The sequence below is a fragment of the Caulobacter sp. genome (assembly GCF_017744445.1).
GTDB lineage: Bacteria > Pseudomonadota > Alphaproteobacteria > Caulobacterales > Caulobacteraceae > Caulobacter.
In genome coordinates this window covers 152858-178457 of the sequence record NZ_JAGIBH010000005.1, presented here as the reverse complement: position 1 = coordinate 178457, position 25600 = coordinate 152858, and the positions used below count along the sequence as shown (strand labels likewise).

18 protein-coding genes are annotated in these 25600 nt (G+C 68.8%); 9 read left to right on the top strand and 9 right to left on the bottom strand.

Annotated features, from left to right (window positions below; all coding sequences use genetic code 11):
- The first annotated feature begins 6 nt into the window (after positions 1-6).
- On the top strand, positions 7-240 hold the full coding sequence (locus J7528_RS08960) for a hypothetical protein (RefSeq protein WP_291873058.1): 234 nt from the start codon (positions 7-9) through the stop codon (positions 238-240).
- 111 nt (positions 241-351) lie between these two features.
- On the opposite strand, the gene J7528_RS08955 is transcribed toward J7528_RS08960, so the two are convergent.
- Complete coding sequence (locus J7528_RS08955; protein WP_291873056.1) at positions 352-1566, bottom strand: FAD-binding oxidoreductase; 1215 nt, start codon at positions 1564-1566, stop codon at positions 352-354.
- Positions 1567-1580: 14 nt separating this feature from the next.
- Entirely contained in the window at positions 1581-2132 is a 552-nt protein-coding gene (locus J7528_RS08950; protein WP_291873054.1) for a type 1 glutamine amidotransferase domain-containing protein, read from the bottom strand.
- A 132-nt stretch (positions 2133-2264) separates the two neighbouring features.
- Between J7528_RS08950 and J7528_RS08945 the strand changes: the two genes are divergently transcribed.
- Entirely contained in the window at positions 2265-2489 is a 225-nt protein-coding gene (locus J7528_RS08945) for a DUF1206 domain-containing protein (RefSeq protein ID WP_291873051.1), read from the top strand.
- A gap of 32 nt (positions 2490-2521) precedes the next feature.
- Positions 2522-2866, top strand: a complete 345-nt coding sequence (locus J7528_RS08940; RefSeq protein WP_291873048.1) for a CsbD family protein — start codon at positions 2522-2524, stop codon at positions 2864-2866.
- 83 nt (positions 2867-2949) lie between these two features.
- Here the strand turns inward: J7528_RS08940 and J7528_RS08935 are convergent, their stop codons facing one another.
- Entirely contained in the window at positions 2950-3228 is a 279-nt protein-coding gene (locus tag J7528_RS08935; protein ID WP_291873045.1) for a helix-turn-helix transcriptional regulator, read from the bottom strand.
- Positions 3229-3320: 92 nt separating this feature from the next.
- On the opposite strand from J7528_RS08935, the gene J7528_RS08930 reads away from it, so the two are divergent.
- Positions 3321-5315: a TonB-dependent receptor gene (locus tag J7528_RS08930; protein WP_291873043.1), complete on the top strand. Its 1995-nt coding sequence runs from the start codon at positions 3321-3323 to the stop codon at positions 5313-5315.
- A gap of 179 nt (positions 5316-5494) precedes the next feature.
- Positions 5495-7162, top strand: a complete 1668-nt coding sequence (gene acpA, locus J7528_RS08925) for an acid phosphatase (RefSeq protein WP_291873041.1) — start codon at positions 5495-5497, stop codon at positions 7160-7162.
- 67 nt (positions 7163-7229) lie between these two features.
- On the opposite strand, the gene J7528_RS08920 is transcribed toward acpA, so the two are convergent.
- The 3 genes from J7528_RS08920 to J7528_RS08910 all read right to left on the bottom strand — a co-directional run bounded on the left by J7528_RS08920 (position 7230) and on the right by J7528_RS08910 (position 12119).
- The gene (locus tag J7528_RS08920) at positions 7230-10325 is read right to left on the bottom strand and encodes an efflux RND transporter permease subunit (protein ID WP_291873039.1); all 3096 of its coding nucleotides are present in this window, start codon (positions 10323-10325) and stop codon (positions 7230-7232) included.
- Positions 10322-11407, bottom strand: a complete 1086-nt coding sequence (locus J7528_RS08915; RefSeq protein ID WP_291873037.1) for an efflux RND transporter periplasmic adaptor subunit — start codon at positions 11405-11407, stop codon at positions 10322-10324. Before J7528_RS08915 ends, J7528_RS08920 begins: the two co-directional genes overlap by 4 nt.
- An 85-nt stretch (positions 11408-11492) precedes the next feature.
- Entirely contained in the window at positions 11493-12119 is a 627-nt protein-coding gene (locus J7528_RS08910; RefSeq protein WP_291873035.1) for a TetR/AcrR family transcriptional regulator, read from the bottom strand.
- Positions 12120-12205: 86 nt separating this feature from the next.
- On the opposite strand from J7528_RS08910, the gene J7528_RS08905 reads away from it, so the two are divergent.
- Complete coding sequence (locus tag J7528_RS08905; protein WP_291873033.1) at positions 12206-13657, top strand: TolC family protein; 1452 nt, start codon at positions 12206-12208, stop codon at positions 13655-13657.
- On the opposite strand, the gene J7528_RS08900 is transcribed toward J7528_RS08905, so the two are convergent.
- Genes J7528_RS08900 through J7528_RS08890 form a run of 3 tightly spaced genes read right to left on the bottom strand, consistent with a single transcriptional unit; the run spans position 13654 to position 15605 of the window.
- Positions 13654-14637 (bottom strand): alpha/beta hydrolase, encoded by a 984-nt coding sequence (locus J7528_RS08900; RefSeq protein WP_291873032.1) that lies wholly within the window; start codon positions 14635-14637, stop codon positions 13654-13656. The genes J7528_RS08905 and J7528_RS08900 overlap by 4 nt on opposite strands.
- On the bottom strand, positions 14630-15130 hold the full coding sequence (locus J7528_RS08895; protein WP_291873030.1) for a DUF1097 domain-containing protein: 501 nt from the start codon (positions 15128-15130) through the stop codon (positions 14630-14632). The genes J7528_RS08900 and J7528_RS08895 overlap by 8 nt, the downstream gene beginning before the upstream one ends.
- A 55-nt stretch (positions 15131-15185) precedes the next feature.
- Positions 15186-15605 carry an organic hydroperoxide resistance protein gene (locus tag J7528_RS08890; protein ID WP_291873028.1) on the bottom strand — a complete coding sequence of 140 codons (420 nt, stop codon included), beginning with the start codon at positions 15603-15605 and terminating at the stop codon, positions 15186-15188.
- Between the two features lie 143 nt (positions 15606-15748).
- Here J7528_RS08890 and J7528_RS08885 point away from each other — a divergent pair, with 143 nt between their 5' ends.
- From J7528_RS08885 to pelA, 3 genes are all read left to right on the top strand, one after another.
- Positions 15749-16204: a MarR family transcriptional regulator gene (locus J7528_RS08885; RefSeq protein ID WP_291873026.1), complete on the top strand. Its 456-nt coding sequence runs from the start codon at positions 15749-15751 to the stop codon at positions 16202-16204.
- 198 nt (positions 16205-16402) lie between these two features.
- On the top strand, positions 16403-23800 hold the full coding sequence (locus tag J7528_RS08880) for an autotransporter outer membrane beta-barrel domain-containing protein (protein WP_291873025.1): 7398 nt from the start codon (positions 16403-16405) through the stop codon (positions 23798-23800).
- A 424-nt stretch (positions 23801-24224) separates the two neighbouring features.
- Positions 24225-25538, top strand: a complete 1314-nt coding sequence (gene pelA / locus J7528_RS08875; protein ID WP_291873022.1) for a pectate lyase — start codon at positions 24225-24227, stop codon at positions 25536-25538.
- The last annotated feature ends 62 nt before the right edge of the window (positions 25539-25600 follow it).

Genomic DNA, 25600 nt, shown 5'->3' with positions numbered 1-25600 from the left:
GCGGCGATGAGTTGCGTCTTCGAAGTGTCGCCCTTCGACGGCGGCTGGTCGGTGAAGCTCTGTGACACCGGCGAGGTGTTGTTCTTCGACACTGGCGGTCAGGCCGAGCGCGAAGCCCGACGACTGGCCGCCGCCTATCCCGGCCGAGCGAGGGTCAGGGTCTTCGACCTTCGACGACAGCTTGCGGGGGAGTGGGCGCCGCTGGCGGTGGCCGAGGCTCGACCACGGCTTTCCACCTAGGCGCCTTGAGAGGCCGTGAAGCGGATGCAAGGTCTCTCTTTTGGGGAGACCGGCGTTCCCTAAATGCGCCGCTTGCGATCAGGAGTCGTGGACGTTTCGACTTGGCGTGTGTCAGGCTCGATAAAGGTCAGCATCCTGATCAAGCTTGCCCCTGATCTCGGTGGAAACGATCTGCGAGGCGATGACCGAATAGGTGATCCCGTTGCCGCCGAACCCCATGACCGCCCAGGTGTGGTCGATGCCTTCGACGGGAGTGATGGACGGCAGGCCAGTCGTGCTGGAGCCGAAAGCTCCGGCCCAGCTGTAGTCGACCTCCAGATCGACGTCGGGCAGCAGGCTCTCGAGCTTGGCGGTCAAGGTCGCGCACTTGCGCTTGAGTTTCTGAGTATCTTCGTGAGCGCCAGGGCTGGGCTCATCTTCGCCGCCGACGATGATCCGGCCGTCGCCGGCCATGCGGAGATAGAGGTACGGGTCGGACGCTTCCCAGACCAGCATGTCACGAAGCCAGGCCGGATGGCGTGGCCTGGGTTTGGAGGCCAGCGCCCAGGTTGAGATGATGCTCGCGCCCGGCGTCGGCACGTCCTTGGGAAATTCGTAGCCGCAACAGAAGACGACCGACTTGGCCCGCACCGCATGCCCGGTGTCGGTGAGCAGGCTCACACCATCGGGATCACTCACGGCCTGGGTCACCTCGACGGGAGACCAGATCCTGGCGCCGCGCGCATGAGCGCGCCGCAGGAGCCCGGCCGCCAGCCGGGCCGGATCACCACTGGCCGAACCGGTCGAGACGATGGCGCCGGTCCTGTCGATGCCGAAGCGGCCCTGCAGTTCGGCCCGGCCGAGATACTGGCTGTCCAGGCCGATCGCCGCGCGAGCTCTGGCTTCCGTCTCCAGCGCGCGATGGCCGTAGGCGTCGCCCGCCAGGTAGAGTGAGGACTTGGGCCTGAGGCCGCATGGGATCCGCGCCTCGCGCACGATCCGGATGAGATCGTCCACGGCCTTCCTGGATCGCAGATAGGCACGGTGCGCCCTGGCGGCTCCAATCTGCTCGGTCAGCACGGTCAGGGGAAGATCGATCTCCCACTGCAGCAGGGCGGTCGAGGCCAGGGTCGAGCCGCGCAAGGGCGGGCGACGGTCCAGGACGGCGACCGTGTGGTCCTTGGAGAGCTCGTAGGCCATGAAGGCCCCGCTGATCCCGGCGCCGACGATGGCGACATCGACGCTGATCGCCGTGGAGAGGGCGCGCGCCGGTACGCCGAGGCCTGGGCTGTCGGTCCACAGCGATCGGCCGGTTCTGAGGTCGCGCTTCTGCGTCGCGCCGGTCATGGACGGGCAGGGCGCTAGTGACGGCCTTCGGCGAACTCCTCGACCATCTTGGCGCAGAAAGCCGGCAGATCGTCGGGCTTGCGCGAGGTGACCAGGCCGTCGTCGACCACGACCTCGCGATCGACCCAGTTGGCGCCGGCGTTCTTGAGATCAGCCTCGAGCGACGGCCAGGAGGTCATCTCCTTGCCCTCGACGGCGCCGGCGTTGATCAAGGTCCACGGGCCGTGGCAGATCGCGGCGATCGGCTTCTTGGTCATCACGAAGTGTTTGATGAAGTCGATGGCCTTGGGTTCCAGGCGCAGGGCGTCAGGATTCATGACCCCGCCCGGCAGGACGATGGAGTCGTAGTCGGCGGGATTGGCCGCGGCCAGATCGCGGTCGACCGCGACGGTGTCGCCCTTCTCGTGGTGAGACCAGCCTTGGATCTCGCCGGCAGTGGGGGAGACGACCTCGACCTGGGCGCCGGCGGCCTTCAACGCCTCGACGGGCTTTTCCAGCTCCGACTGCTCGAAGCCGTCGGTGGCGAGCACGGCGACCTTGCGGCCGGCCAGGATTTGATCGGGCATGGAAAGCTCCTCGGGGGTAAACGGGTACAACGTCTCGCAGAAACCCACCGCGACCGTCCAAGTTCCCCCACGCTGAGGTCCGTATCTGGGACGCCCACGGCCGCGGCCCCGTTGAGCTTGCCTGGCTGTAGCGTGGCCGCCGCCGATGTCAGGCCCAGGGCGCGAGGGGCCAAGGCGCTGGCGGCTTGGGCCGACTGGCCTCTGGGTCTGGTCTTGGTGGGGCTCGTTGCGGTGAGTCTGCTGGGGTTTGCGGGTTGGCGCGCGTTGCAGGCCGCCCACGACGTCGCGACGGCTGGGAGGCTCGGCGTCTTGTCCGGAACCGGCGCTTTTGGCGCGGGTTTGGAAAGGGCGTCGTGATGGCGCGGGGCTTAGCGCCGCAGGAGCAGAAAATGGACGATCAAGTGGTGGGCATTGCCAAGCAGGGACTGGGTCGGATGCAGGACGCCGTCGGCGGTCTGACGGGCGACGCCGCCCTTCAAGGCAAGGGCAAGATCAATGAGGCAGCCGGCGCGGCGCAGCACGCGTTTGGCGAGGCCAAGAGCAGCCTTTTTGAAGCTGTCGACGAGATCGTGGGCGGCGTGCGGGGTGAGCTTCATGCGCAGCTCGATACGGTGGAGAACTATGTCGTTGGGCGCCCATTGCAGGCGCTAGGCGTCGCCGCCGGCGTGGGGCTGTTGCTTGGGCTGCTCCTGCGCGGCCGTAGCCGGACGGTGTATGCCCGCGCGCCGCGCTAGTGCGTTCGGAGATGATGGTCGATCACGCCCTCGGGAGAACCCGAGGGCGTTGTCATGAGGGCTACTAGTCCTGTGCTGGAAGTCTAGGCCGACGGTGACGCGGTCAGGGTGGCTTCAAGCGCGGACAATTCCAACTCGGCGCCCATGGCCAGCATGAGCCGAGCCGCCGCCTTGATCGTCATGGCGGTCGGGTCATTGAGCCAGACAGAGATCTGTGGCGGGGCGATCCCGAGCTGATCGGCGATGTGCTTCTGGGTCAGGCCTGATGTCTGTCGTTCGCGATATCGCGCAACGACCGCCGCCCATATGCGGCGCTGCAACTGCTCAATCGCTGCGCATTGGGTGTCGTGATCCAGCGACATCGGTTGAGCCTCCTCGTATCCCGCAAAAGAACTGCTTGGATGGCGTTACGATATAACATAAAGAGCCGTTGTGTGATTTTTGGAGATGGTCAATGCGACTGCGTTCGATGTTGCTGACGGCGTCCGGCGCCGGTGTTCTGATGGCTTGCGCCGGGCAGGCCGGGGCCCAAGATCTGGGCCATTCGGTCTCTGAAGTGATCATCACGGCCTCGCCGCTGCAGGGCGATCCGGACCGTTTCGCCACCATCGTCGAGCAGGTCAGTCGCGATCAGGTGCTCAGCAACGGGGGCGCCAGCATCGCCGACGCCCTGCGCAATGTGCCCGGCGTGGCCGGCACGGGCTTCGCCGCGGGCGCCAGCCGTCCAGTGATCCGCGGCATGGACGCCCAGCGCGTCAAGCTGGCCGAGAACGGTCTCTCCAGCTCGGACGTCTCGGACGTCGGCCCCGACCACGGCGTGCCGATCGATCCGTTGGCCGCCCAGGACATCGAGGTCGTGCGTGGCGCGGCCACCCTGCGCTATGGCAGTCAGGCGATCGGCGGCGTGGTCAACATCATCAACAACCGCATCCCGCTGAAGCCGATCGATGGCGTCGAGGGCGAGGCCACGGCGGCCTACGGCTCCAGCGCCAAGACGGGGGAGGGCACGGTCAGCCTCGACGCGGGGCAGGGCAATGTGGCCCTCCACCTGGACGGCTTCGGCCGCCGCACCAGCGACTATGACACGCCCGATGGCGAGCAGCCCAACTCCTGGTTCCGCGGCAACGGCTATTCGGGCGGCGCGTCCTACTTCTTCGGCGACGACAGCCGCGTCGGCGCGAGCGGCACGCACTACTCCGCCCGCTACGGTATCCCGTCGGACGACACCTTCATCCGCATGAAGCAGGACAAGGGCGCGTTCGGCGGCTCGTTCAAGTTCGGCGACGGCGTGTTGCAGCGGCTCAATGTCGACGCCGGCTATGCCGACTATACCCACAGCGAGATCGACCCAGAGACCAACGAAGTCCTGTCGACCTTCAACAACAAGGAATGGGATGGCCGCGCCGAGGCCTTGTTCGGCCAGACCGGTTTCCTGTCGGCCTCGGCCCTGGGCGTGCAGTTCCAGGACCGCAAGTTCAGCGCTTTGGGCGAGGGCGCTGACTACCTGCTGCCGACCCACACCGTCAGCACCGCGGGCTTCGCCTTCGTGGAAGCCCCGATCGGGCCGCTGCAGTTCCAGGGCGCCGCGCGGGTCGAGCATGTTCGCATCGACGGCACGCCCGCCTCGGGCGTCCAGACCCGCAAGAGCTTCACGCCGGTCAGCGTCTCGGCCGGTTTCACCTATCAGGCGACGGACGCCCTGCGCCTGGGCCTGACGGCCGCCTCGGCGGCGCGCGCCCCGGCCCAGACCGAGCTCTTCGCCATCGGGCCGCACGACGGGCCGGCGACCTACGAGACCGGCGATCCCGATCTGAAGATCGAGCGCGCCAACTCGCTGGAAGCCACCGCCCGCTACAAGATCACCGGCGGTGGCCGGATCGAGGCCTCGGCCTGGACCGCGCGCTTCGACAACTACATCTACGGCGGGCTGACCGGACGCATGTGCGATGAGGACGGTACGTGCGCGGTCGATGGCGACGGCGAGCTGAAGGAACTCAATTACGGCCAGCAGGACGCCAAGTTCTGGGGCGTGGAGGCCAAGGCCTTCTTCCCGCTGGCCGATGTCGGCGGCGGCAAGCTGTCGGGTCAGGTGCTGGGCGACTATGTCCGCGCCAAGTTCAGCGGCGGGGCCGGCAACGTGCCGCGCATCCAGCCGGGCCGCTTTGGCGGCGGCCTCGACTGGGACAATGGCGTGGTCGACGCCAGCTTCCTGGTGCTGCAGGTCGGCGCCCAGAACCATGTCGGTGTCGCCGACATGGCGGTGGACGGCTACACCTCGGTTGACGCTCAGGTGAAATGGAAGCCGTTCAAGGCCAAGCCGGGTCTTGAGCTGATGCTGGTTGGCCACAACCTGGCGGACGAGACGATCCGTAACGCTACGGCGCTGAACAAGGACGCGGTCGTGATGCCCGGGCGCGATGTCCGTCTGGTGCTGAGCGCCAAGTTCTGACGCCGCCGCTGATCGTCATTCCCGGCGGGGACAGGAGGCCGGCCCCAAAAGGGCCGGCCGTTCGCCTGCCGGCCTCTTCGGACCAGGGCAACAACAACGTCACAACGACCGTGTAGGCGACGGCCCTGAAGTCCATGCGCCGGCGAGTGCCCGCGCATCCCTCGGTACCGGAATGCGTGATGAAGAAACCTGTCGATGCCGCTCTGAAGGATGAGGCGCGTGCGCCGGAGGTCGCCGGGCCGTCGCGGCGGGGCTTGATCGGCGCCCTTGCGGTTGCGGGCGCGGGGCTGGCGGCTGAACGCGCCGAGGCCAAGCCATTCCACCTGGGCCAAGCCAGCCTGGACAAGCGCTTGGCCGATCGGATCGACACCGTGGTGGTGATCTATGCCGAGAACCGCAGCTTCAACAATCTGTTCGCCGACTTCCCGGGCCTGCAGCGCCCCCTGGCCAAGGAGCCCGTCGATCGTGTCGCTCAGCGCGACCGTGACGGCACGGTCCTGGCCAAGCTGCCGCCGGTCTGGGGCGGCATGGTCCCGCACGAGCAGATCGTCGAGCATGCCCGCTACAGGATCGGCGAGGCCGATCTGCCGGAGTTCCCGAACGCGCCGTTCCGCCTGGCGACGCCCGCTGGCGATCCGTTGCCGCACGGTGTGGTGACCCGCGACCTGGTGCACGCCTTCTATCAGAACCAGATGCAGATCAACGGCGGCGCCAACGATCGCTTCGTGGCGTGGGGCGACAGCGGCGCGCTGGTCATGGGGCGCTATGGCGACAGCGCCGTGAACCTGCGTCTGTGGAGCCTGGCCCAGCGCTTCACGCTGCTGGACAACTTCTTCATGGGCGCATTCGGGGGCTCGTTCCTGAACCACCAGTATCTAATCGCCGCCCGGCCGCCCTTCTATCCGAACGCCGACCAGAGCCCGGCCAAGGGTCTGATCGCCGCCGTCGAAGGCGATGATCCCAGGGGCGCGCGCCTAAAGCCCCTGGTCGATAGTCCCGCCAGCGTGCTGGACGGCCGACCCCGGTTCGGGCCCAGCGCGCTCAGCCCCGACTTCTGGGCGGTCAACACCATGCAGCCGCCGTTCGCGCCCAGCGCCAGCCGGCACAAGACCGACCCCGCCCTGGCCGATCCCGGACAGCCCATGACCCTGCCGCCGCAGGATCACGCCACCATCGGAGACCGGCTTACAGCCAAGGGCGTGGACTGGGCCTGGTACGCCGGCGCCTGGGGCCTGGCGCTGTCCGGCGCGGGGGATGACGAGGCGCTGTTCCCGGCCCGGCCCAACTTCCAGACCCACCATCAGCCGTTCAACTTCTTCAGCGCCTTCGGGCCCGGCAAGGCCCAGCGCGAGCGTCTGCGTGACGGCGGCCTGGGCGACAGCGGCCGCGCCAACCACTTCATCGCCGACGCCCTGGCCGGCCGCCTGCCGCCGGTCAGCTTCTACAAGCCCCAGGGTGATCTCAACATGCACGCCGGCTATTCGGACGTCGACGCCGGCGACCGCCACATCGCCAGGGTCGTCGACGCCTTGATCAGCGGGCCGCAGTGGGAACGGATGCTGATCGTCGTCACCTTCGACGAAAATGGCGGCTGGTGGGACCATGTCGCTCCGCCCAAGGGGGACCGCTGGGGGCCAGGCACCCGTGTGCCGGCGCTGGTCATCTCGCCCCATGCGCGCAAGGGGCATGTCGACCATACGATCTACGACACCGGATCGATCCAGCGTTTCCTGAACCGCCGCTTCGGCCTGGATCCCCTTCCGGGGATCGTCGAGCGCGATCGGGCCATGGCCGCCGCGGGCGGCGTCCCGCCGGGCGACCTCACCAAAGCGCTCGACCTGGCCTGACCCGTCCATGGTGCGCGCTCGAAAAGATCGCGTCCCCGGCGCGGGCTGGCGCCGGGGACGCTGACCCCTAGGCTGGAACGGCGTCCAGGGCCGGGGGCGTCGACGCATCTGTCCGGCTGCCCGCGTGGATCTTGAACCACAGGGCGTACAGCGCCGGCAGGAACACCAGCGTCAGGACCGTGCCGCCGATCGTGCCGCCGATCAGGGTGTAGGCCAGCGAGGACCAGAACACCGAGAAGGTCAGCGGGATGAAGGCCAGCACGGCGGCCAGGGCGGTCAGGATGACCGGGCGGGCGCGCTGCACCGTGGCCTCGACGACCGCGTGGAACGGGTCCAGGCCGTCGTGCTCGTTGGTGTGGATCTGGCCGATCAGGATCAGCCCGTTGCGCATGATGATCCCCGCCAGGCCGATCAGGCCCAGGATGGCGTTGAAGCCGAACGGCTGGTGGAAGATCAGCAGCGTCGGCACCACACCGACCAGGGCCAGCGGCGCGGTCAGCAGCACCATCCACATCGCCGACAGCGACCGCACCTGGAAGATGATCACGATCATCATCAGCAGGAACATCAGCGGGAAGACCGCCGCCAGGGCCGCATTGGCCTTGCCGGCTTCCTCGATGTCGGCGCCCATCTCGATCCGGTAGCCGGCGGGCAGAGCCTTGGTGATCGGCGCCAGGGCCTTCATCACCTCGGCCGAGACGGCGGGCGGCTGGAACTGCTCACCGACATCGCCGCGCACGGTGATGGTGGGCAGGCGGTCGCGGCGGCGCAGGATGGGATCCTCCATGCGGATCTCGGCCTTGCCGATCTGGTCCAGCGGCACGCGCTGGCCCTCCGAACCCACCAGGGTGAAGGCGCCCAGGCGGGCTGGATCCAGGCGGTCAGCGCCCTTGGTGCGGGCAATGACCTCGACCGAGCGGATGTCCTCGCGCACCTGAGTGACGGGCGCGCCGGTCAGCAGGAACTGCAGCTGCTGCGAAGCGTCGTGGCTGGACAGGCCCATGGCCCGCAAGCGGTCCTGGTCGAGCACGAAGTGCACGGCAGGGACCTTCTCGCCCCAATCGGTATTGACCTGGCGCATGCCCTTGTTGGCCTGCATGACGCCGCGAACCTGCTCGGCGATCTCGCGCACCTTGGCCTGGTCCGGACCCATGACGCGGAAGGCCACAGGCCAGGGCGAGGGCGGACCGAACACGATCTGGGTGGCGCGGATGCGCGCGCCGGCGACCGTGCCCTGCTGGGCGAACTGCCGGACCCGCCACTTCAGAGCGTCACGCGCCTTCTCGTTGGGCGTCAGCACCACGATCTTGGCGAAGGACGGATCGGGCAGTTCCGGCGACATGGCCAGGAAGAAGCGCGGCGCGCCCTGGCCGATATAGGCGGTGACGATCTTGGCTTCCGGCTGCTTGCGCAGCCAGGCCTCGACCTTGGCGGTCGCCTCGCTGGTGGTCTCGATGCTGGAGCCCTCGGGCGTCTGCACCTCGATCAGCACCTCGGGACGGTCCGAGATCGGGAAGAACTGCTGCTTGACCATGCCCATCATCAGGAAGGCCACGACCAGCGCCGCCACGACGCCCAGCACCACCTTCAGGCGGTTGACCACCGTCCACGAGATCAGCTTGCGCAGCTGGCGATAGCGCGGGGTGTCGTAGATGGCCGCATGGCCGCCGGCCACCGGCTTGATCGCCGGCAGCAGCCGCACGCCCAGATAGGGCGTGAAGATCACCGCCACGAACCACGAGGTGATCAGGGCGAAGGCCACGACCCAGAAGATGTTACCGGCATATTCGCCGGCGCTGGACTTGGCGAAGCCCACCGGCATCAGGCCGATGATCGTCACCAGGGTGCCGGCCAGCATCGGCGCGGCCGTGTGGCCCCAGGCGTAGGTCGCCGCGAAGATGCGGTCGCGGCCTTCCTCCATCTTCACCACGATGGTCTCGATGATGATGATGGCGTCGTCGACCAAGAGGCCCAACGACAGGATCAGAGCGCCCAGGGTGATGCGGTCGAAGTCGCGGCCGGTGGCCAGCATGATCACGAACACCGCCGCCAGGGTCAGCGGCACGGCCAGGGCGACGACGATGCCGACACGGAACCCCAGGCTGAGCAGGCTGACAGCGATCACCACGGCCAGGGCCACGAAGAACTTCAGCATGAACTCGTCATAGGCCTCGGCGATGTTGACCGCCTGGTCGGTGACCTTGGTGAAGGTCAGGCCCAGCGGCAGCTCGCCGGCGATGGCCTGGGCCTCCTTCTCAAGGTCCTTGCCCAGCTGCAGGCCGTTGTAGCGCTCCTTCATCACCACGCCGAGCTCCAGGGCGGGCTCGCCGTCGTTGCGGATCAGGAAGGTAGCGGGGTCTTCGTAGCCGCGCTTGACGTCGGCGATGTCGGATAGTTTCAGGGTCTTGCCGCCGACCACGATCGGCGTGGCCTTGATGGTCTCCAGGTCGTCTAGGGCGCCGTCCAGGCGCATCAGGACCTGGGGCCCCTTGGTCTCGATCGAGCCGGCCGGGGTGACCAGGTTGCGGTCGTTCAAGGCGGCGAAGATGTCGCGCGCGCTGACGCCCAGGGTCGACAGGCGCTCCTGCGAGAACTCGACGAAGATGCGTTCGGGGCGCTCGCCGATGATCTCGATCTTCTTGACGCCCGGCACGCGCAGCAGGCGCTGGCGCAGGGTCTCGGCCTCGCGCACCAGCAGGCGATGGGGCTCGCCCTTGGCCTTCAGGGCGTAGAGGGCGAAGGTCACGTCGCCATACTCGTCATTGACGAATGGGCCCAGCACGCCTTGCGGCAGGTTAGGGGCCTCGTCGGTCAGTTTCTTGCGGGCCTGGTAGAACTGCTCCTGCACCTCCTTGGGCGGGATCTGATCCTTCAGAGTGACGGTGGTGAAGGCCAGGCCCGGACGGGTGAAGGTCTCGGTGCGGTCGTACCATTTCAGCTCCTGCATCCGCTTTTCCAGCGGTTCGGCGACCTGGTCCTGCATCTCCTGGGCGGTGGCGCCCGGCCAGGCGGTGACCACGGTCATCACCTTGATGGTGAAGCTGGGGTCCTCGGCGCGGCCTAGCTTGAAAAAGGCGAAGGTCCCCGCGAGGATCACGATGACGATCATGAACAGGGTGACGGCGCGTTCGCGCACCGCCAGGGCGGAGAGGTTGAAGCTCATTGCCCCGCTCCGACACTGACCTTCTGGCCCTGGTGCAGCATGTGCGCGCCCAGCGCCACGAAGCGCTCGCCGGCGGCCAGGCCTTGCGAGACGGTGGCGGTCTCCTCGCCGATGGCGGTGACACGCACGGCGCGCCAGGCGACCGTCGAGTTCTTGGGATCCACGACCCAGACGCCCGGACCCTTGCCGGCGTCATAGATGGCGCCCAGCGGCACGGCGCGACCGGCGGAGGCAGGAGCGTCTGAAGTCGAGGGCAGGGCGATCGTTACCGTCGCGCCCAGCGGGGCTGAGGCGAGCGAGCCGTCCAGAACATAACGCGCCTCGAAGGTGCGGGTGCGCGGGTCAGCGGCGTCGGAGATCTGGCGTAGACGCGCCGGACTGGCGGCGTCACTGCCAAAGACGGCGGCCGTCGCGGTGGAGCCGACTTGGGGGCGCAGGGTCTCGGGCAGGGCGATGGTGGCCTCGCGCGGTCCGGCATGGGCCAGGCGCACGACGGTCTGGCCGGCGGCGACCACCTGTCCGGGCTCGCCCAGGGTCTCGACCACCACGCCGTCGGCGTCGGCGACCAACACGGCGTAGCCGGCGGCGTTGCGCGAGACGCGGGCCTGGGCCTCGGCGGCCTGCAGTTGGGCCTTGGCCGCATCGGCGGCGGCCTTGATCTGGTCGTAGGTCGAGCCCGACACGGCGCCGGCTGAGACGAGGTCGCGATAGCGCGCTTCGTCGGCCTGGGTCTGGACGGCGCGGGCCTTGGCGGCGGCGACGGCCTGCTCCTGGGCGGCCTGGGCCAGGACGTAGTCGGTGGGATCGATGCGCATCAGCGGCTGGCCGCGTCGTACGGTCTGGCCCGTGTCGACCAGGCGCTCGACGATCTTGCCGCCGACGCGGAAGCCCAGCTGGCCCTCGACCCGCGCCGAGACGACGCCGGTGAACTGACGCTCGCCCGCTATCGACGGTGACGCGGTGGCGATCCGCACGATCGGCGGCTGGGTCCTGGGATCGACGGCGGCCTCGTGGCCGCCGCACGCGGCGAGCGGGGCGGCGAGGCCGCCGACCAGGGCGGCGATGATCAGGCGATGCGACATGCGAAAGGGTCCTGCCGTGAGCGGTGACCCTTCACATCGTGTCCAGTGACCAATTTGTCAATTAGTCACTGTCGAGTTTCTCAAACTACGGCGCGAGGCTGCGCAGGATCAGGTTGATCACGCGGGTCTGGGCTTCCGGCAGGCCGTCCAGATTGAACTCCAGCAGCAGCGGATGCATGAACGGCTGCATGGCCAGCATGATCGCCGAGCAGGTCTCGTCCAGCGGCGTCTTGCGCTCGAACTCGCCCGTCTCGCGGCCCAGCAGGATGATCTCGCGCAGGGTCTCCTCGACCCGTGCCAGATAGCCGAGCGCGGACGGCCACTGCTCGGTCGCCGAATTGGCGGCCAGGTCGTAAAGCAGCCGCTCCTGGAACAGGAGTTCTGTGCTCTTCAGGGTTATGGTGCTGAAGAATTTGCGGAATTTCTCGGTCGCCGAACGCGCGTCGGCCGCGCTGAGCAGGGCGGCCGACAGGATCTTCTCCAGGCATTGGGCGCAGATCGCCTCGCCGATGGCCTGCTTGGAGTCGAAGAACTTGTAGATGTAGGCCTTGGAGAAGCCGATGGCCTTGGCCAGGTCGGCGACTGTGGTCTTGCCATAGCCGAAGCGGCCGAAGTGGGCGTCGGCGGCGTCGATGATCTGCTGGCGGATGGCGTGGTCCGCGGGCCCGCGATGGCCGGCGGCGGCGTCTGGGAGCGCGTGGTCGGTGGTCATGCCCAGATAGGTAGCATCGAGGGTCCCAATTGACAACGAGTGACCGAATTAGCATATGGTCACTATCATTTTCTCAGGAGGCCGTCATGCGGTCGGTTTCGAGCTTGGCCCTGCTGGCCGTTGTCGGCGCTGCTCTCAGCGCCTGCGCCGTGGGCCCCGACTATGTCGCGCCGGCCTCTCCGGTTTCCGGAGCGTTCATGGGCGTCGGGGCCGTAGCCCAGCGCGCGGCGCCAGCTGTCGCTTTTGACCAGGCCGCCTGGTGGAAGGGTTTCAACGATCCGGTGCTGGACGGCCTCGTCGACCGCGCCCTGGCCCAGAACCTGGACCTGGTCCAGGCTACGGCGCGGGTGACGCAGGCGCGGGCGGGGCTGTCAGCGGCGACCGCCGCGCTGTTGCCGTCGGGCGGTGTGCAGGCCAATGCGGCCAAGGTCCATGTCTCTACCCAGACGCCGACCGGACATCTGCTGTCGGCTGCCCCGGGTTTCGACCGTGATGGCCAGCTGTACGAGGCCAACATCACCGGCGGCTGGGAGATCGACGTGTTCGGCGGCCTGCGTCGCGACCGCGAAGTCGCTGTCGCCGACTACCAGGCCGCTCGCGTCGGCGTCGCGGCGGCCCGCCTGTCGGTCGCCGCCCAGACGGCCGACACCTATCTGGTGATCCGGGGGCTCCAGGCCCGCCTGGCCGTCGCGCGCGGTCAGGTCGAAACCCAGACCCGTCTGGCCGAGACCGTGCGCCTGCAGCAGAGCCGCCAGGTCGCCTCCGAGCTGCAATTGCATCAGGCCGAAGGCGCGCTGGCCCAGACCCGCGCGCAGGTGCCGATGCTGGAGGAAGGTCTCGAGGCGGCGATGAATGCGCTCGACGTGCTGCTGGGCGCCCAGCCCGGCGCCACGCGCGCCGAATTGATGGTCGCTGCGCCCGTGCCCCGCGCGCCGGCCATCACCGAGGCGGCCGGGCCAGCCGACCTGATCCGTCGCCGTCCGGACCTGGCGGTCGCCGAGTGGCGGCTGAAAGCCTCGAATGCCGCGATCGGCTCGGCCGTCTCACAGTACTATCCAAAGTTCTCGCTGACCGGCCTCGTGGGCTCGGCGACGACCGCCAGCGGCACGTTTCTGGAAAGCCCGGCCAACCAGGCCCAAGGCGTGCTGGGCCTGCGTTGGCGCCTGTTCGACTTCGGCCGGGTCAACGCCGAGATCAAGGCCGCCAAGGGCCGCCACGCCGAGAGCCTGGCCGCCTACCAGCAGTCGGTGCTGCGAGCCACGGCCGACGTCGAGGACGCCTTTTCCAGCCTGGTGAAGCGCGAGGACGAGGCGCGGATCCTGGTCGGCGGCGAGCAGTCGCTGTCCAAGGCCCGTGCGTCGTCGGAGCTGGCCTACAAGGCCGGCGCGGTCAGCCTGATCGAGGTGCTGGACGCCGACGCCCGCCTGCTGGCGGCTCGCGACGCCCGCGCGCAGGCCGACACCGAGGCCGCCCGCGCGGCGGTGCGGTCGTTCCGAGCCCTGGGCGGCGGCTGGTCGGCCGCCCAGCTGATCGGTTAGGCCCAGCCGGCGACGTCCAGGACGGCGCGCGCGAACGCTTCGGGCGCTTCCTGCGGCGGGTTGTGGCCGACGCCGCCGGTCAGCAGTCGGTGCTCGTAGCGGCCCTTGAACTTGCCGGCATAGGCCTCTGGCGGCGGGTGCGGCGCGCCGTTGGCGTCGCCCTCCAGGGTGATGGTCGGGACGCGAATGTCGGGACGCTGGACCAGCCTGGCTTCCAGGGCATCGAAGCGCGCCTCGCCCTGAACCAGGCCCAGCCGCCAGCGGTAGTTGTGGATCGTGATCGCCACGTGGTCGGGATTGGCCAGGGACGCGGCCGAGCGCGCGAACGTCGCCTCGTCGAACGCCCACTTGGGCGAGGCCGTGCGCCAGATCAGCCGCGCGAAGGCGTCGCGATTGGCCTCGTAGCCCAGGCGGCCGCGCTCGGTGGCGAAGTAGAACTGGTACCACCAGGACAGCTCGGCCTCGGGCGACAGCGGGGCCTGGTTGGCCTGCTGGCTGCCGATCAGATAGCCGCTGACTGACACCATCGCCTGGACGCGTTCGGGCCACAGCGCGGCGACGATATCGGCCGTGCGCGCGCCCCAGTCGAAACCGCCGATGACAGCCTTCTTGATATTCAAGGCGTCCATCAGCGAGATCACGTCAACGGCCAGGGCGGCCTGCTGGCCGTTGCGCGGCGTGGCGGCCGAGCGGAAGCGGGTGGCGCCATAGCCGCGCAGCGACGGCACGATCACCCGCTTGCCGGCGGCCGCCAGGATCGGCGCGACCTCGGCATAGGCGTGAATGTCGTAGGGCCAGCCGTGCAGCAGCAGCACCGGGGCGCCGTTTGCCGGACCCATCTCGGCATAGCTGATGATCAGGTCCTCGGTCGTGACCTCGCGTAGCGTCCACTTGGCCGGCGAGGCGACGGCGATAGCGGGGGCGAACACCGCAAGCGCGCCGGCGGCCTGCAGGATGTTGCGGCGGGAAAGATTACGCATGGCGGGCCTCTGTCGTACGGGTGACCAGGCCTTGCGCCAGGCCGGCCAGAGCGCAGGCGCCGCCGCCGATAACGCCGGCGGCGCCCAGGATGAACAGGGTCTCCCCAGTCGGCGCCAGGCCCGAATAGAAGAAGCTGGTCAGGCCCAGGAAATAGGCGAGGGGATTGTTCAGCGTCGGCAGTGCGCGCAGCGACAGGACCAGCACGACCACGCCCGCCACGGCCAGCGGTGTGGCCAGGACGCCCAGCGCCGGCGTCAGCGCCGTAGCGGTCAGGGCCGTGCCCGCGCCGAACGTCAGGCCCAGCAGGAAGGCGCCGGTGTTGGCCAGACCGCCGCGTCGGGACGGCCCGGCCAGGTCGAAGGCGACCCAGCCCAGGAACATGGCCGGGGCGGGCAGCATGGCGGTGTTGGTCCCGTAGGTGGCTGCCGCGGCAACGGCCGCGACGCTCAGGGACACGGCGTGGAAGCGAACAGGCGCTTGGTCGGATGACATGGGGTTTCCTCCTGGGGGACGGAGGGGCGCTGGCCGGCGCCCCTCGGGGTGCGGGTCAGGCGACGGTCAGCGTCACGTCGATATTGCCGCGCGTGGCCTTCGAATACGGGCAGGTCTCGTGCGCCGCCTCGACCAGGCTCTGGGAGACACCCTTGTCCAGGCCCGGCAAGCTGACGTTCAAGCGGGCGCGCAGCAGATAGGCCTCGCCGGCCTTGGCCAGGTCGACCTCGGCGTCGACGGCCACGCCCGGGGGCAGGGTCACGCCCTGAGCCTTCGCGGCCAGGCCGATGGCGCCGATGAAGCAAGCCGACCAGCCGGCGGCGAACAGCTGCTCGGGGTTCGTGCCGGGCGCGGCGCTGCCGGGTGGCGACAGGCGCACGTCCAGCTTGCCGTCGCTGCTGCGCGCGGCGCCGTCGCGGCCGCCGGTGACGCGGGTTTGGGCAGTGTAGAGCACGGTGTCGATGGGAGCGGTCATGGGGAGGTTCCTTTCAAATCGGATCCGAATAGATCGGATACGATGTAATAAGTTTGGCGATCCTAACTTGTCAACCTTCCGATTTAATCGGATCCGAATTATATTATTTGCGTCGCACCACGCCGCGTTCGCGAAGGACCCCGATGTCGAAGCCCGATCCCGCCGCCAAGTCCCCGAAACTGGCCGATTTCCTGTGTTTCGCGGTCTATTCGGCCAACCTCGCCTATGGCCGCGCCTACAAACCCATTCTGGATGAACTGGGCCTGACCTACACGCAGTGGATCATCATCGTGGCGCTGTGGGAGGAGGGCAGCCTCAGCGTGAAGAGCTTGGGCGAGAAACTCTTCCTGGAATCCAACACCCTGACGCCGATCCTCAAGAAGCTGGAGGCCGATGGCTATCTGGAGCGCCGCCGCGATCCCGCCGACGAGCGGCAGCTGATCGTCACCCTGACCGAGGCCGGCCGCGCGCTGCGGGAGAAGGGCGGTCAGCGCACGCTGGTCCAGGCCACTGGGCTGGAGCCGGAAGAGTTCGCCCTGGTCCAGAAGGCCATCTCCAAGGCGCGGGACAACCTGCTGCGTCATGTGGAGGGCGGCTGAACCTACTCGCCCATTCCCTGAGCTGGCTTGACAAGGCTGGCGACACGGCATCCTACGCCCGCAACGGCCCCGCTCGGGGCGATCGCTTGTGGCAGCGTTAATTCTCCCGTCACGGTTGTCGATGCTTTCTGGTATGACGCCGTTCGTTGAATATTAGGCGACTACCTCTACGGCGAGCTTCTCAAGGGGGAGAGGGCTTTGCATAACTCATCGCAAACCAACGCGCGCATGGACCGCCTGGAGAGCCTGACGACGGCTCTGGCGCAGCTAAATTCGCGTATCCGCGCCGAGAGCGCCGATGTCGCGACGGCCATGGCGTTGCGCGCACGCTTCCTTCCGTCCTTGACCGCGCTGGATGAGACCCGAGCGGTCATCATCGCCCAACTGGGCCGTGGCCGTGTCTCGAACGAGACCCTGCTGACCCTGTACGGCGCCCTGGGCGAACTGGCCGAAGCGCTGACCTCGCCTTTGCCGGATCTGCCGGTCGTACAGCTGTCGCGTCACGCCGACCGCCGTGCGCGGCAACGCGCAGAACAGCTGGACAACCGCGCCCGCAAGATGCTGGGCGCGATCAGCTCGGCCCTGGCCGCGGGTTCCAGCGCGGCGGTTCTGATCGCCACGCCGGTTGCGGCGAGCATGTCCACCAACGCCGCGGCCACGAGCTTCGCAGTCCAGAACATGGATGTGGCCCTGGCGGCCAAGACCGCCGTGCCCGTCGTGTCCAAGAAGGATCAGGCCAGCAACGGCAGCGGCGGCGGCGCGTGGTCGGACGGCGACAACGGCAACAACTCGGCCAACCTGACGGTCAATGTCACCGACGTCGACCATACCATCATCGCGACGGGGCAGCCCGGCATCCTGGTCAGCACTCGCGCGGGCTACGGCGGCAGCGGCGGTGGGGCCGGCCTCGGCGGTAGCGGTGGCGACGGCGGCTGGGGCGGCGCGGGCGGGACCATCACCCTGGACGCCCTGATCGATATCGTGACCAACGGCGATGACTCGCATGGCATCGTCGCAATCAGCGCGGGCGGCGGCGGCGGCAATGGCGGCGACTTCGCCGTGGGCGTTGGCTCGGCCGGCGACGGCGGCCAGGGCGGTCGAGGCGGCGATGTCAGCGTCAAGCTGGGCGCCAGCACCATCATCACCAGCGGCAGCAATTCGGACGGTATCTTCGCCTCCAGCGTCGGTGGGCCGGGCGGCAACGCCGGCAGCTGCGACGTCGCGATCTGCGGCAGCAGCGGCGGCGGCAACAGCGCCATCGGCGGGACGGTGTCGGTCTATACCGACGCCGGCGCCTCGATCACCGTGAACGGCAAGTTCTCCAAGGGCATTCGCGCGGCCAGCCTGGGCGGCTTTGGCGGCAATGGCGGGGACTCGTACTTCGCCGCCGGCTACGCCTCGAACGGCGGCAGCGCCGGCGACGGCGGCGCGGTGACGGTCACCAATAACGGCGCCATCACCACGCATGGGATCAACAGCGACGCGATCTATGCCCAGAGCGTGGGCGGCGGCGGCGGCGACGGCGGCGACACCGGCATCAGCATATTCTCGCTGGGCGGCGGCGGCGCGCATGGCGGCCACGGCGGTTCCGTGCAGGTCACCAACGGCGCGACCGGCGTTATCGAGACCTGGAACGACTATTCGCGCGGTGTTCTCGCTCAGTCGATCGGCGGTTCGGGCGGTTCGGGCGGTTCGGCGTCGAGCCTGGTCTCGATCGGCGGCAACGGCAGCGCCACGTCCAACGGCGGCACGGTCAACGTCAACAACGCCGGCGCGATCACGACCCATGGCGTCGGCTCGCAGGCGATCTTCGCCGAGAGCATCGGCGGCGGCGGCGGTGACGGCGGCGGCGCGGGCGGCCTGGCCGCGGTGGGCGGCATCGGTGGCGGCGGCGGCGACTCCAAGACGGTCACGGTCGGCAACACCGGCTCGCTGACGACCCTCGGGTCCGACGCCTCGGCCATCTACGCCCAGAGCGTGGGCGGTGGCGGCGGCGACGGCGGCGGCACGGGCGGGATGATCTCGATCGGCGGCTCGGGCGGCGACGGCGGCAAGGGCGGTGTTGTCGACATCAGCAACACCGGCAAGATCAAGACCAGCGGCGACCGCTCGATCGGCGTCTTCGCTCAGTCGGTCGGCGGCGGCGGCGGCAACGGCGGCGGCGCGGCCAGCGTCGGGGCCTTCCTGAACATCTCGGTCGGCGGCACGGGCGGCAAGGGCGGCGACGGCGACCTGGTCACGGTCAAAGCCGGGACTGGCAGCGACATCCGCACTGGCGGCGAGCGGGCGGCGGCGATATTCGCTCAGTCGGTGGGCGGTGGCGGCGGCAACGGCGGCTACGGCGTCGGCGCGGCGGTCGGGGCCTTCGGCGCGCTCAGCATCGCCGTGGGCGGCTCGGGCGGCGACGGCGGCGACGGCAAGACCGTCACCGTCAATAGCGCCGGCTATCTGGAGACGATCGGCGCGGACTCGCAAGGCGTCTTCGCCCAATCGGTCGGCGGCAGCGGCGGTAACGGCGGCTTCGCGGCCGCGGCGGCCGTGGCCGGCGGCAAGGTCGCCGTGTCGGGCGCGGTCGCCGTGGGCGGCGCCGGCGCCGGCGCCGGCGACGGTGATCTGGTCAAGGCGACCAACAGCGCCAACATCAGCACGACCGGTGACCGGTCCAGCGCCCTGCACGCCCAGAGCGTCGGCGGCGGCGGCGGCCACGGCGGCTGGAGCGGCTCGATCGCGGGCGCCGGCGGCGTGGTGGCCGGGGCGATCGGGGTCTCGGTCGGCGGCTCGGCCGGAGGCGGCGGCGCAGGCGGTCTAGTCGAGGTCGCCAACACTGGCGACATCGGCACGAAGGGGGAGGACTCGTACGGCATCCTGGCCCAGTCAGTGGGCGGTGGCGGCGGTACGGGCGGCTTCTCGGTCAGCGCGGCGGTGGGCGGCGGCAAGATCGCCGGCGGCGCCAGCCTGGCCTTGGGCGGCTCGGGTGGCGACGGCGGCGACGCCAAGCTGGTCACCGTCGACAGCCAAGGCGCGATCCTGACCGGCGGCGATCGCGCGATCGGCATCCTGGCCCAGAGCCTGGGCGGCGGCGGCGGCGCGGGCGGCTGGAGCGGCGGCCTGTCGGTCGGCGTGGGCCAGACGGCCGGCTCAGCCTCGGTGACGGTCGGCGGTACGGGCGGCAAGGGCGGCAACGGCTTCATGGTCGATGTCGACAGCGCCAGCGACATCGGCACCGGCGGTGACGGCGCTCACGGTATCTTCGCCCAGAGCGTGGGCGGCGGCGGCGGCGCGGGCGGCTTCAGCCTGTCGGGCGCCTTGTCGGGCGGCAGCCAGAACAGCTTGGCCCTGAACGCCAGCGTTGGCGGCAGCGGCGGCGTCGGCGGCAAGGGCGACGACGTCAAGGTCGAGGTGACGGGCCTGACCCAAACCACCGGCGACGGCTCGCACGGCGTCTTCGCCCAGAGCGTGGGCGGCGGCGGCGGCGATGGCGGCTGGGCTGGCCGGCTGACCGGCGCGGTCGGCGCCAACAAGAGCGTGACTCTGGGTGTCAGTCTGGGCGGGCAAGGCGGTTCCGGCGGGACTAGCGGCACGGTCGAGGTCGACGTCATCAATGAGATCCTGACCACGGGCGAGGCCTCGCACGGTGTCTTCGCCCAATCGGTCGGCGGCGGCGGCGGTACGGGCGGCTTCACGATCGCGGCCAATCTGGGGGCGACCAAGGCCGTCAATATCGGCCTGGCCCTGGGCGGCAGCGGCGGCGGCGCGGGCATGGCCGGCGACGTCTATGTCACCACGACCAAGACCATCAACACCAAGGGCGACGGCTCGATCGGCGTCTTCGCGCAGAGCGTGGGCGGCGGCGGCGGTTCAGGCGGCTCGGCCGGCAATATCGCCATGTCCGGCAGCCAGTCGGTCAATGTCACCGCCAGCATGGGCGGCTTCGGCGGCAACGGCGCGCTGGGCGGCTATGTCGTGGTCGACAACAGCGGCTCCATCTGGACGACGGGCGAACTGGCGCATGGCATCCAGGCTCAGTCGATCGGCGGCGGCGGCGGCCACGGCGGCGTGACGGGTCTCGATAAGGACGAGTTCGCCGACTACGCGTTCGGCGGCAGCGGCTCGGTCTCGTTTGGCGACCGCAGCCAGAACATTTCCATCGCCATGGGCGGTTCGGGCGGCAAGGGCAATCACGGCGGCGAGGTCAAGGTCGTCAACTCGGGCGCGATGCGCACCGACGGCGCCCAGAGCAACGTGATCTTCGCCCAGAGCGTGGGCGGCGGCGGCGGCGACGGCGGCATCGCCACCTCGATGTCCGGCGCGGTGGGCGCGGGCAAGAATGGCGTCTATTCGATCGCCATGGGCGGCTTCGGTGGCGTCGCGGGCAATGGCGGCGAAGTGATGGTGCAGAACAGCGGCCTGCTGCTGTCCAACGCCGACGGCAGCCATGGCGTCATGGCCCAGTCGGTGGGCGGCGGCGGCGGCGCGGGCGGTGACGCGCGCGGCTTCGCTCTGGCGTTCTCGAACAAGAAGTCGAAAGGGGCGACCTCGGTGTCCGTCTCGCTGGGCGGCTATGGCGGCGCGGCCGGCGACGGCGGCGAGGTCACGGTCGACAACGACGGCGCGATCCTGACGCTGGGCGCTCGCTCGTTCGGCGTCATGGCCCAGTCGGTCGGCGGCGGCGGCGGCGCTGGCGGTTCGGTGTCCGACGAGGGCGAGGAGATCCCCAACATCCTCGACCTGATCAATAAGGGCGAGGGCAAGGCCGCGCAGATCGCCATCGGCGGCACCGGCGCGGCCGCCGGCGATGGCGGCTTCGTCCGTGTGCTGAATGATGGCGTGATCCACACGAAGGGTGAGGGCAGCCATGCCATCTTCGCCCAGTCGGTGGGCGGCGGCGGCGGTCTGGGCGGCTCGGGCCTGGCCGGTGAGGTCAGCGTCGGCGGCCAAGGCGCGGCGGCTGGCGACGGCGGCGAGGTCTATGTCGTCAACAAGGGCGCGATCGTCACCGAAGGCGACATGGCGCGCGGCGTCTACGCCCAGTCGATCGGCGGCGGCGGCGGCGTCGGCGGCGCGACCGATGCCGAGAGCGAGGACAAGGAACGCGGCGGCTATGAGGCCACCATGGCCACGGTCGGCAACCTGACCGCCACGGCCGAGTTCGCCAAGTCGCTGCAGGAACCGGCGTTCGGCATCGGCATCGGCGGCATGGGCGGCGCGGCCGGCAATGGCGGCAAGGTCACGGTGCTGAACGAGGGCAAGATCGAGACCTTCGGCGTCAGCGCCAACGGCATCTTCGCCCAGTCGGTGGGCGGCGGCGGCGGCCAGGGCGGGGAGGGCATCATGGCCGCGGTCGGCCAGGTGGTGTTCTCAGGCCTGGGCGGCTCGGCCGGCGATGGCGGCGAGGTGATCGTCACCAACAAGGGCGACATCGTCACCCATGGCGCGGGCGCCACGGGCATCTTCGCCCAGAGCGTGGGCGGCGGCGGCGGCCTGGCCGGCGACTATTCGCTGGGCCTGGCCTCGTGGGGCAACACCACGTCGTACGGTGGTCAGAACTACAGCGACATCCTCGATCTGCAGCTGAACCCGGTTCACGCCAATGGCGGGGACGGCGGCGACGTGACGGTGACCAACACCGGCAACATCACCGTCACCGGCCCGGGCGCGATGGGCATCTTCGCCCAGTCGGTCGGCGGCGGCGGCGGTCTGTTCGGCGGCAAGCTGCTGCTGGGCTTCTTCGGTTCGATGGAAGGCGTGGGCGAGGGGGGCAAGGTCACCGTCGTCCAGAACGGCAACGTCATCGTCGGCGGCAAGAACGGCATCGGCGCGGTCTTCCAGAGCGCTTCGAAGGACGGCAATGACGACATCACCGTCACCCTGAACGGCGACGTGAAGGGCGGCTCGGTCTACGGCATGGGCGTCCTGATGGACGGGGGCAAGAACAACACCCTGACCCTGAACGGCGTGACCTGGTCCGACTCCAAGCTGGCCGTCACGGCGACCGGCGGCAACGACGCGGTGATCAGCAACAAGGGCCTGGTGGGCAATGTCGACCTGGGCCTGGGCGTCAACAGCGTCATCAACAACAGCAAGTCGTTCTTCGTCTCGCTGGACTATGTGAAGCTGAACGGCGGCGACCTGATCAACCATGGCCTGCTCAGCCCTGGCGACGCGGGCACGGTGCAGACGACCTCGGTGCAGGGCAACTTCATCCAGTCGGCCACCGGCAACATGCTGACCGACCTGGACCTGCTGCGCACCGGCAAGTCCGGCGAGATCGACCAGCTGAAGCTGACCGGCTCGATCGACGTCAAGGGCGCCTTCACGCTCAATATCCTGAACCCGGGCTACGCCCTGCCGGGCAGCCACACCGTGGCGATCCTGGATGGTTCGGGCACGCTGACCCAGTCGAACCTGACGCTGAACAAGCCGATCTCGGCCGTGGCGAGCTTTGCCCTGGCCCCGACGGCTCAGGATCTGAACCTCAAGTATGACATCGACTTCTCGCCGATCGGCTTGAACCGTAACCAGACGGCGCTGGGCGACCACATCAACGCCATCCAGACAGCCGGCAGCTCGCCGACCTTCGCGCCGATCACGGCCGAGCTGTTCTACGTGCCGACCGTGGGCCAGCTGGCTAATATCTACGACGGCTTCTCGCCCGAGACCTATGCCGCCCAGCAGACGGCGCAGATCTTCGCCAGCCAGCAGTTCGCGGACTCGATGTTCAGCTGCCCGCGCGCCAGCGAGGGCATCGCCTTCTCCGATCGCGGCTGCATCTGGGTGAAGCCTTCGGCGCGTTGGCTGCAGCTGAAGGGCAGCTCGGCCGCCATGGCCTATGACGAGAACTCGACCGGCCTGGCCGGCGGCTTCGAGGCGGCGATCGACGACAACTGGCGTGTCGGCGGCGCGCTGTCGGCCGAGGATGTCGGCGGCGGCGTGAAGAGCCGCGTCAATGCCGACGGCCAGCGCTTCCAGGGCGGCGTCGTCGTCAAGCGCGATCCGGGCCAGGGCTTCGGTGTCGGCCTGGCGCTGCATGGCGGCCAGTCGGACGTGAAGACGCGCCGTCTCGTACCGCTGCCGGCCTCGCCCGCACGCCTGGCGCGCGGCAAGCAGGACATGAGCTTCCTGGCCGCCACGGCGCGCGCCACTTATCGCTGGGGCTCGGACCGGGCCTATGTGAAGCCGATCGTCGAGGCCAGCGCCGTCAAGGTCGAGACCAAGGGTTTCACCGAAACCGGCGCCGGCGCGGTCAACCTGGTCGTTCCCGACCAGAAGGACACCTACGCCCGCGCCAGTTTCAAGGTCGAGGCGGGGGCCGAGTTCCGGGGCCGCAGCGCTGTCTATCGACCCTATGGCCGAGTGGGGGCGACCTATTCGTCCGACGCTGAGAAGGCGCTGTTCGAGGCGGCCTTCCAGGGCGCTCCGGCGGCGGCCGCCAGCGGCTTCACGGTCAATCCCGGGCTGGACAAGACCACCTTCGATACCGAGCTAGGCCTGTCGATCATCGGCTCCAAGGCCAGTGGCCGTCTGGCCTGGACCGGCCAGTTCGGCGATCGGACCCGAAACCAGACGCTGTCGCTGAAGCTGGCGATCCCGTTCTAGGGCGAACGGGCGCCAATTTTCGCACCGTGCGGGAAATTGGGTTAGCCAATTTTAGACTGCTTGATCGGCCGGGACATATGTCCCGGCCGTTCTTGCATTCGCGTCAGGTTCGAAAATCCATCTCATTGGAAATAAATAGAATTATCGACTCTCCGGCGGTGCGTGCGCATGCGGAGAAGGCGTTTCCGCGCGCCGGGATCGACGGCTGTGTAACAACTGGCCTGTCCGCATTGATGAAATGCAGTTCATTAGTAATTGACTTGCTCACGCTAAACGCGTTCCATCATGTAAATGGTAAGACCATTATATGGGATAGTGGTGTGCGATCGCGAAAAGGCGCCTTAAGATGCGTCGCGCGAGGCGGTCATCGATTCACGTCGGGGCCGGGCCGCGTTGTTCGCATTGAGAAGAGTCGGGTGAGGAAGTGACGAAGACAAACGGTTCGATCGGCGGCGTTTGCCGCGCAGCGCTGCTGGGCATGACCATGATGGCCGCGCCGGGCGCCGTGGACGCTGCGGTGATCGGCAAAAACCAGCCGGCGCGCTCGCTAACCGCCGAGCGCCTCACCGAGCTGCCGGCGGCGCAGCGCGCGGCGTGGGCCGCTTATATCAAGCGTTCGCAAGCCCAAATGCAGACCGACAAGGCCACCCTGGCGGCCGAGCTTCCCGCCGGCCAGACGCCGCCGCCTCCGCCCGAGGCCGGCAGCGGCCACATGCCCCTGGACAAGGATGCGGCCTGGTACGGCAGCGCCGAAGCTCGCGCCATCGCCGACACCATCGTAAGCTTCCAGACCCCCGCCGGCGGCTGGAGCAAGAACCAGGACCGCACCAAGCCGCCGCGCCTGAAGGGCCAGCGCTACGCCAACAACGCCGAGCACATGGCGCTGGACGACAGCTTCGACACGCCGACCGACCGCTTCTGGACCTTCGTGGGCACGCTGGACAACGGCGCGACCACCACCGAGATGCGCTTCCTGGCCAAGGTCCAGCAGCAGCTTCCGGGCAAGGACGGCGACGCCTATCGCGCCAGCATCCTCAAGGGCGTGCACTACCTGCTGGCGGCGCAGTATCCCAACGGCGGCTGGCCGCAGATCTACCCGATCGAGGGTGGCTTCCACGACGCGGTGACGTTCAACGACAACGCCGTGGCCGAGGCGGCCATGATCCTGGAGGACGTCGCCGAGGCCAAGGAAGGCTTCGACTTCGCTCCGCCGGCCCTGCGCAAGACCGCTGGCGCGGCTTCGGCGCGGGCCATCCGGCCGATCCTGGACGCCCAGGTGGTGGTCAACGGCAAGAAGACCGTCTGGCCGCAGCAGGTCGACCCGCTGACCCTGAAGCCCAGCTCGGCCCGCGACTACGAAATGCGCTCGCTGGCCAGCGCCGAGAGCACCGACATCCTGCTGTTCCTGATGCGCCAACCCAACCCGACGCCGGAAGTGAAGGCCTCGGTGCATGCTGGCGTCGCCTGGCTGAAGGCTCACGCCGTCCGCGACAAGGCCTTCACCAAGGTCAGCGACGAGGAAGGCCGCAAGCTGATCGACAAGCCCGGCGCGCCAGTCATCTGGTCGCGCAACTACGACATCGCCACCGGCCAGCCGATCTTCGGCGACTGGGGCAAGACGATCCACGACGACGTGAACGAGATCTCCAAGGGGCGCCGCAATGGCTACTCCTGGTATTCGTCCGGTCCGCAAAAGGCTTTGGATGCGTATGAGCAGTGGGCGCCCTCGCATCCGTAAGGTGCGAAGAGCCTAGGTCACCGATCAAGACTGGAAAGGAAGATCAACGCCCCGCGCTGGGG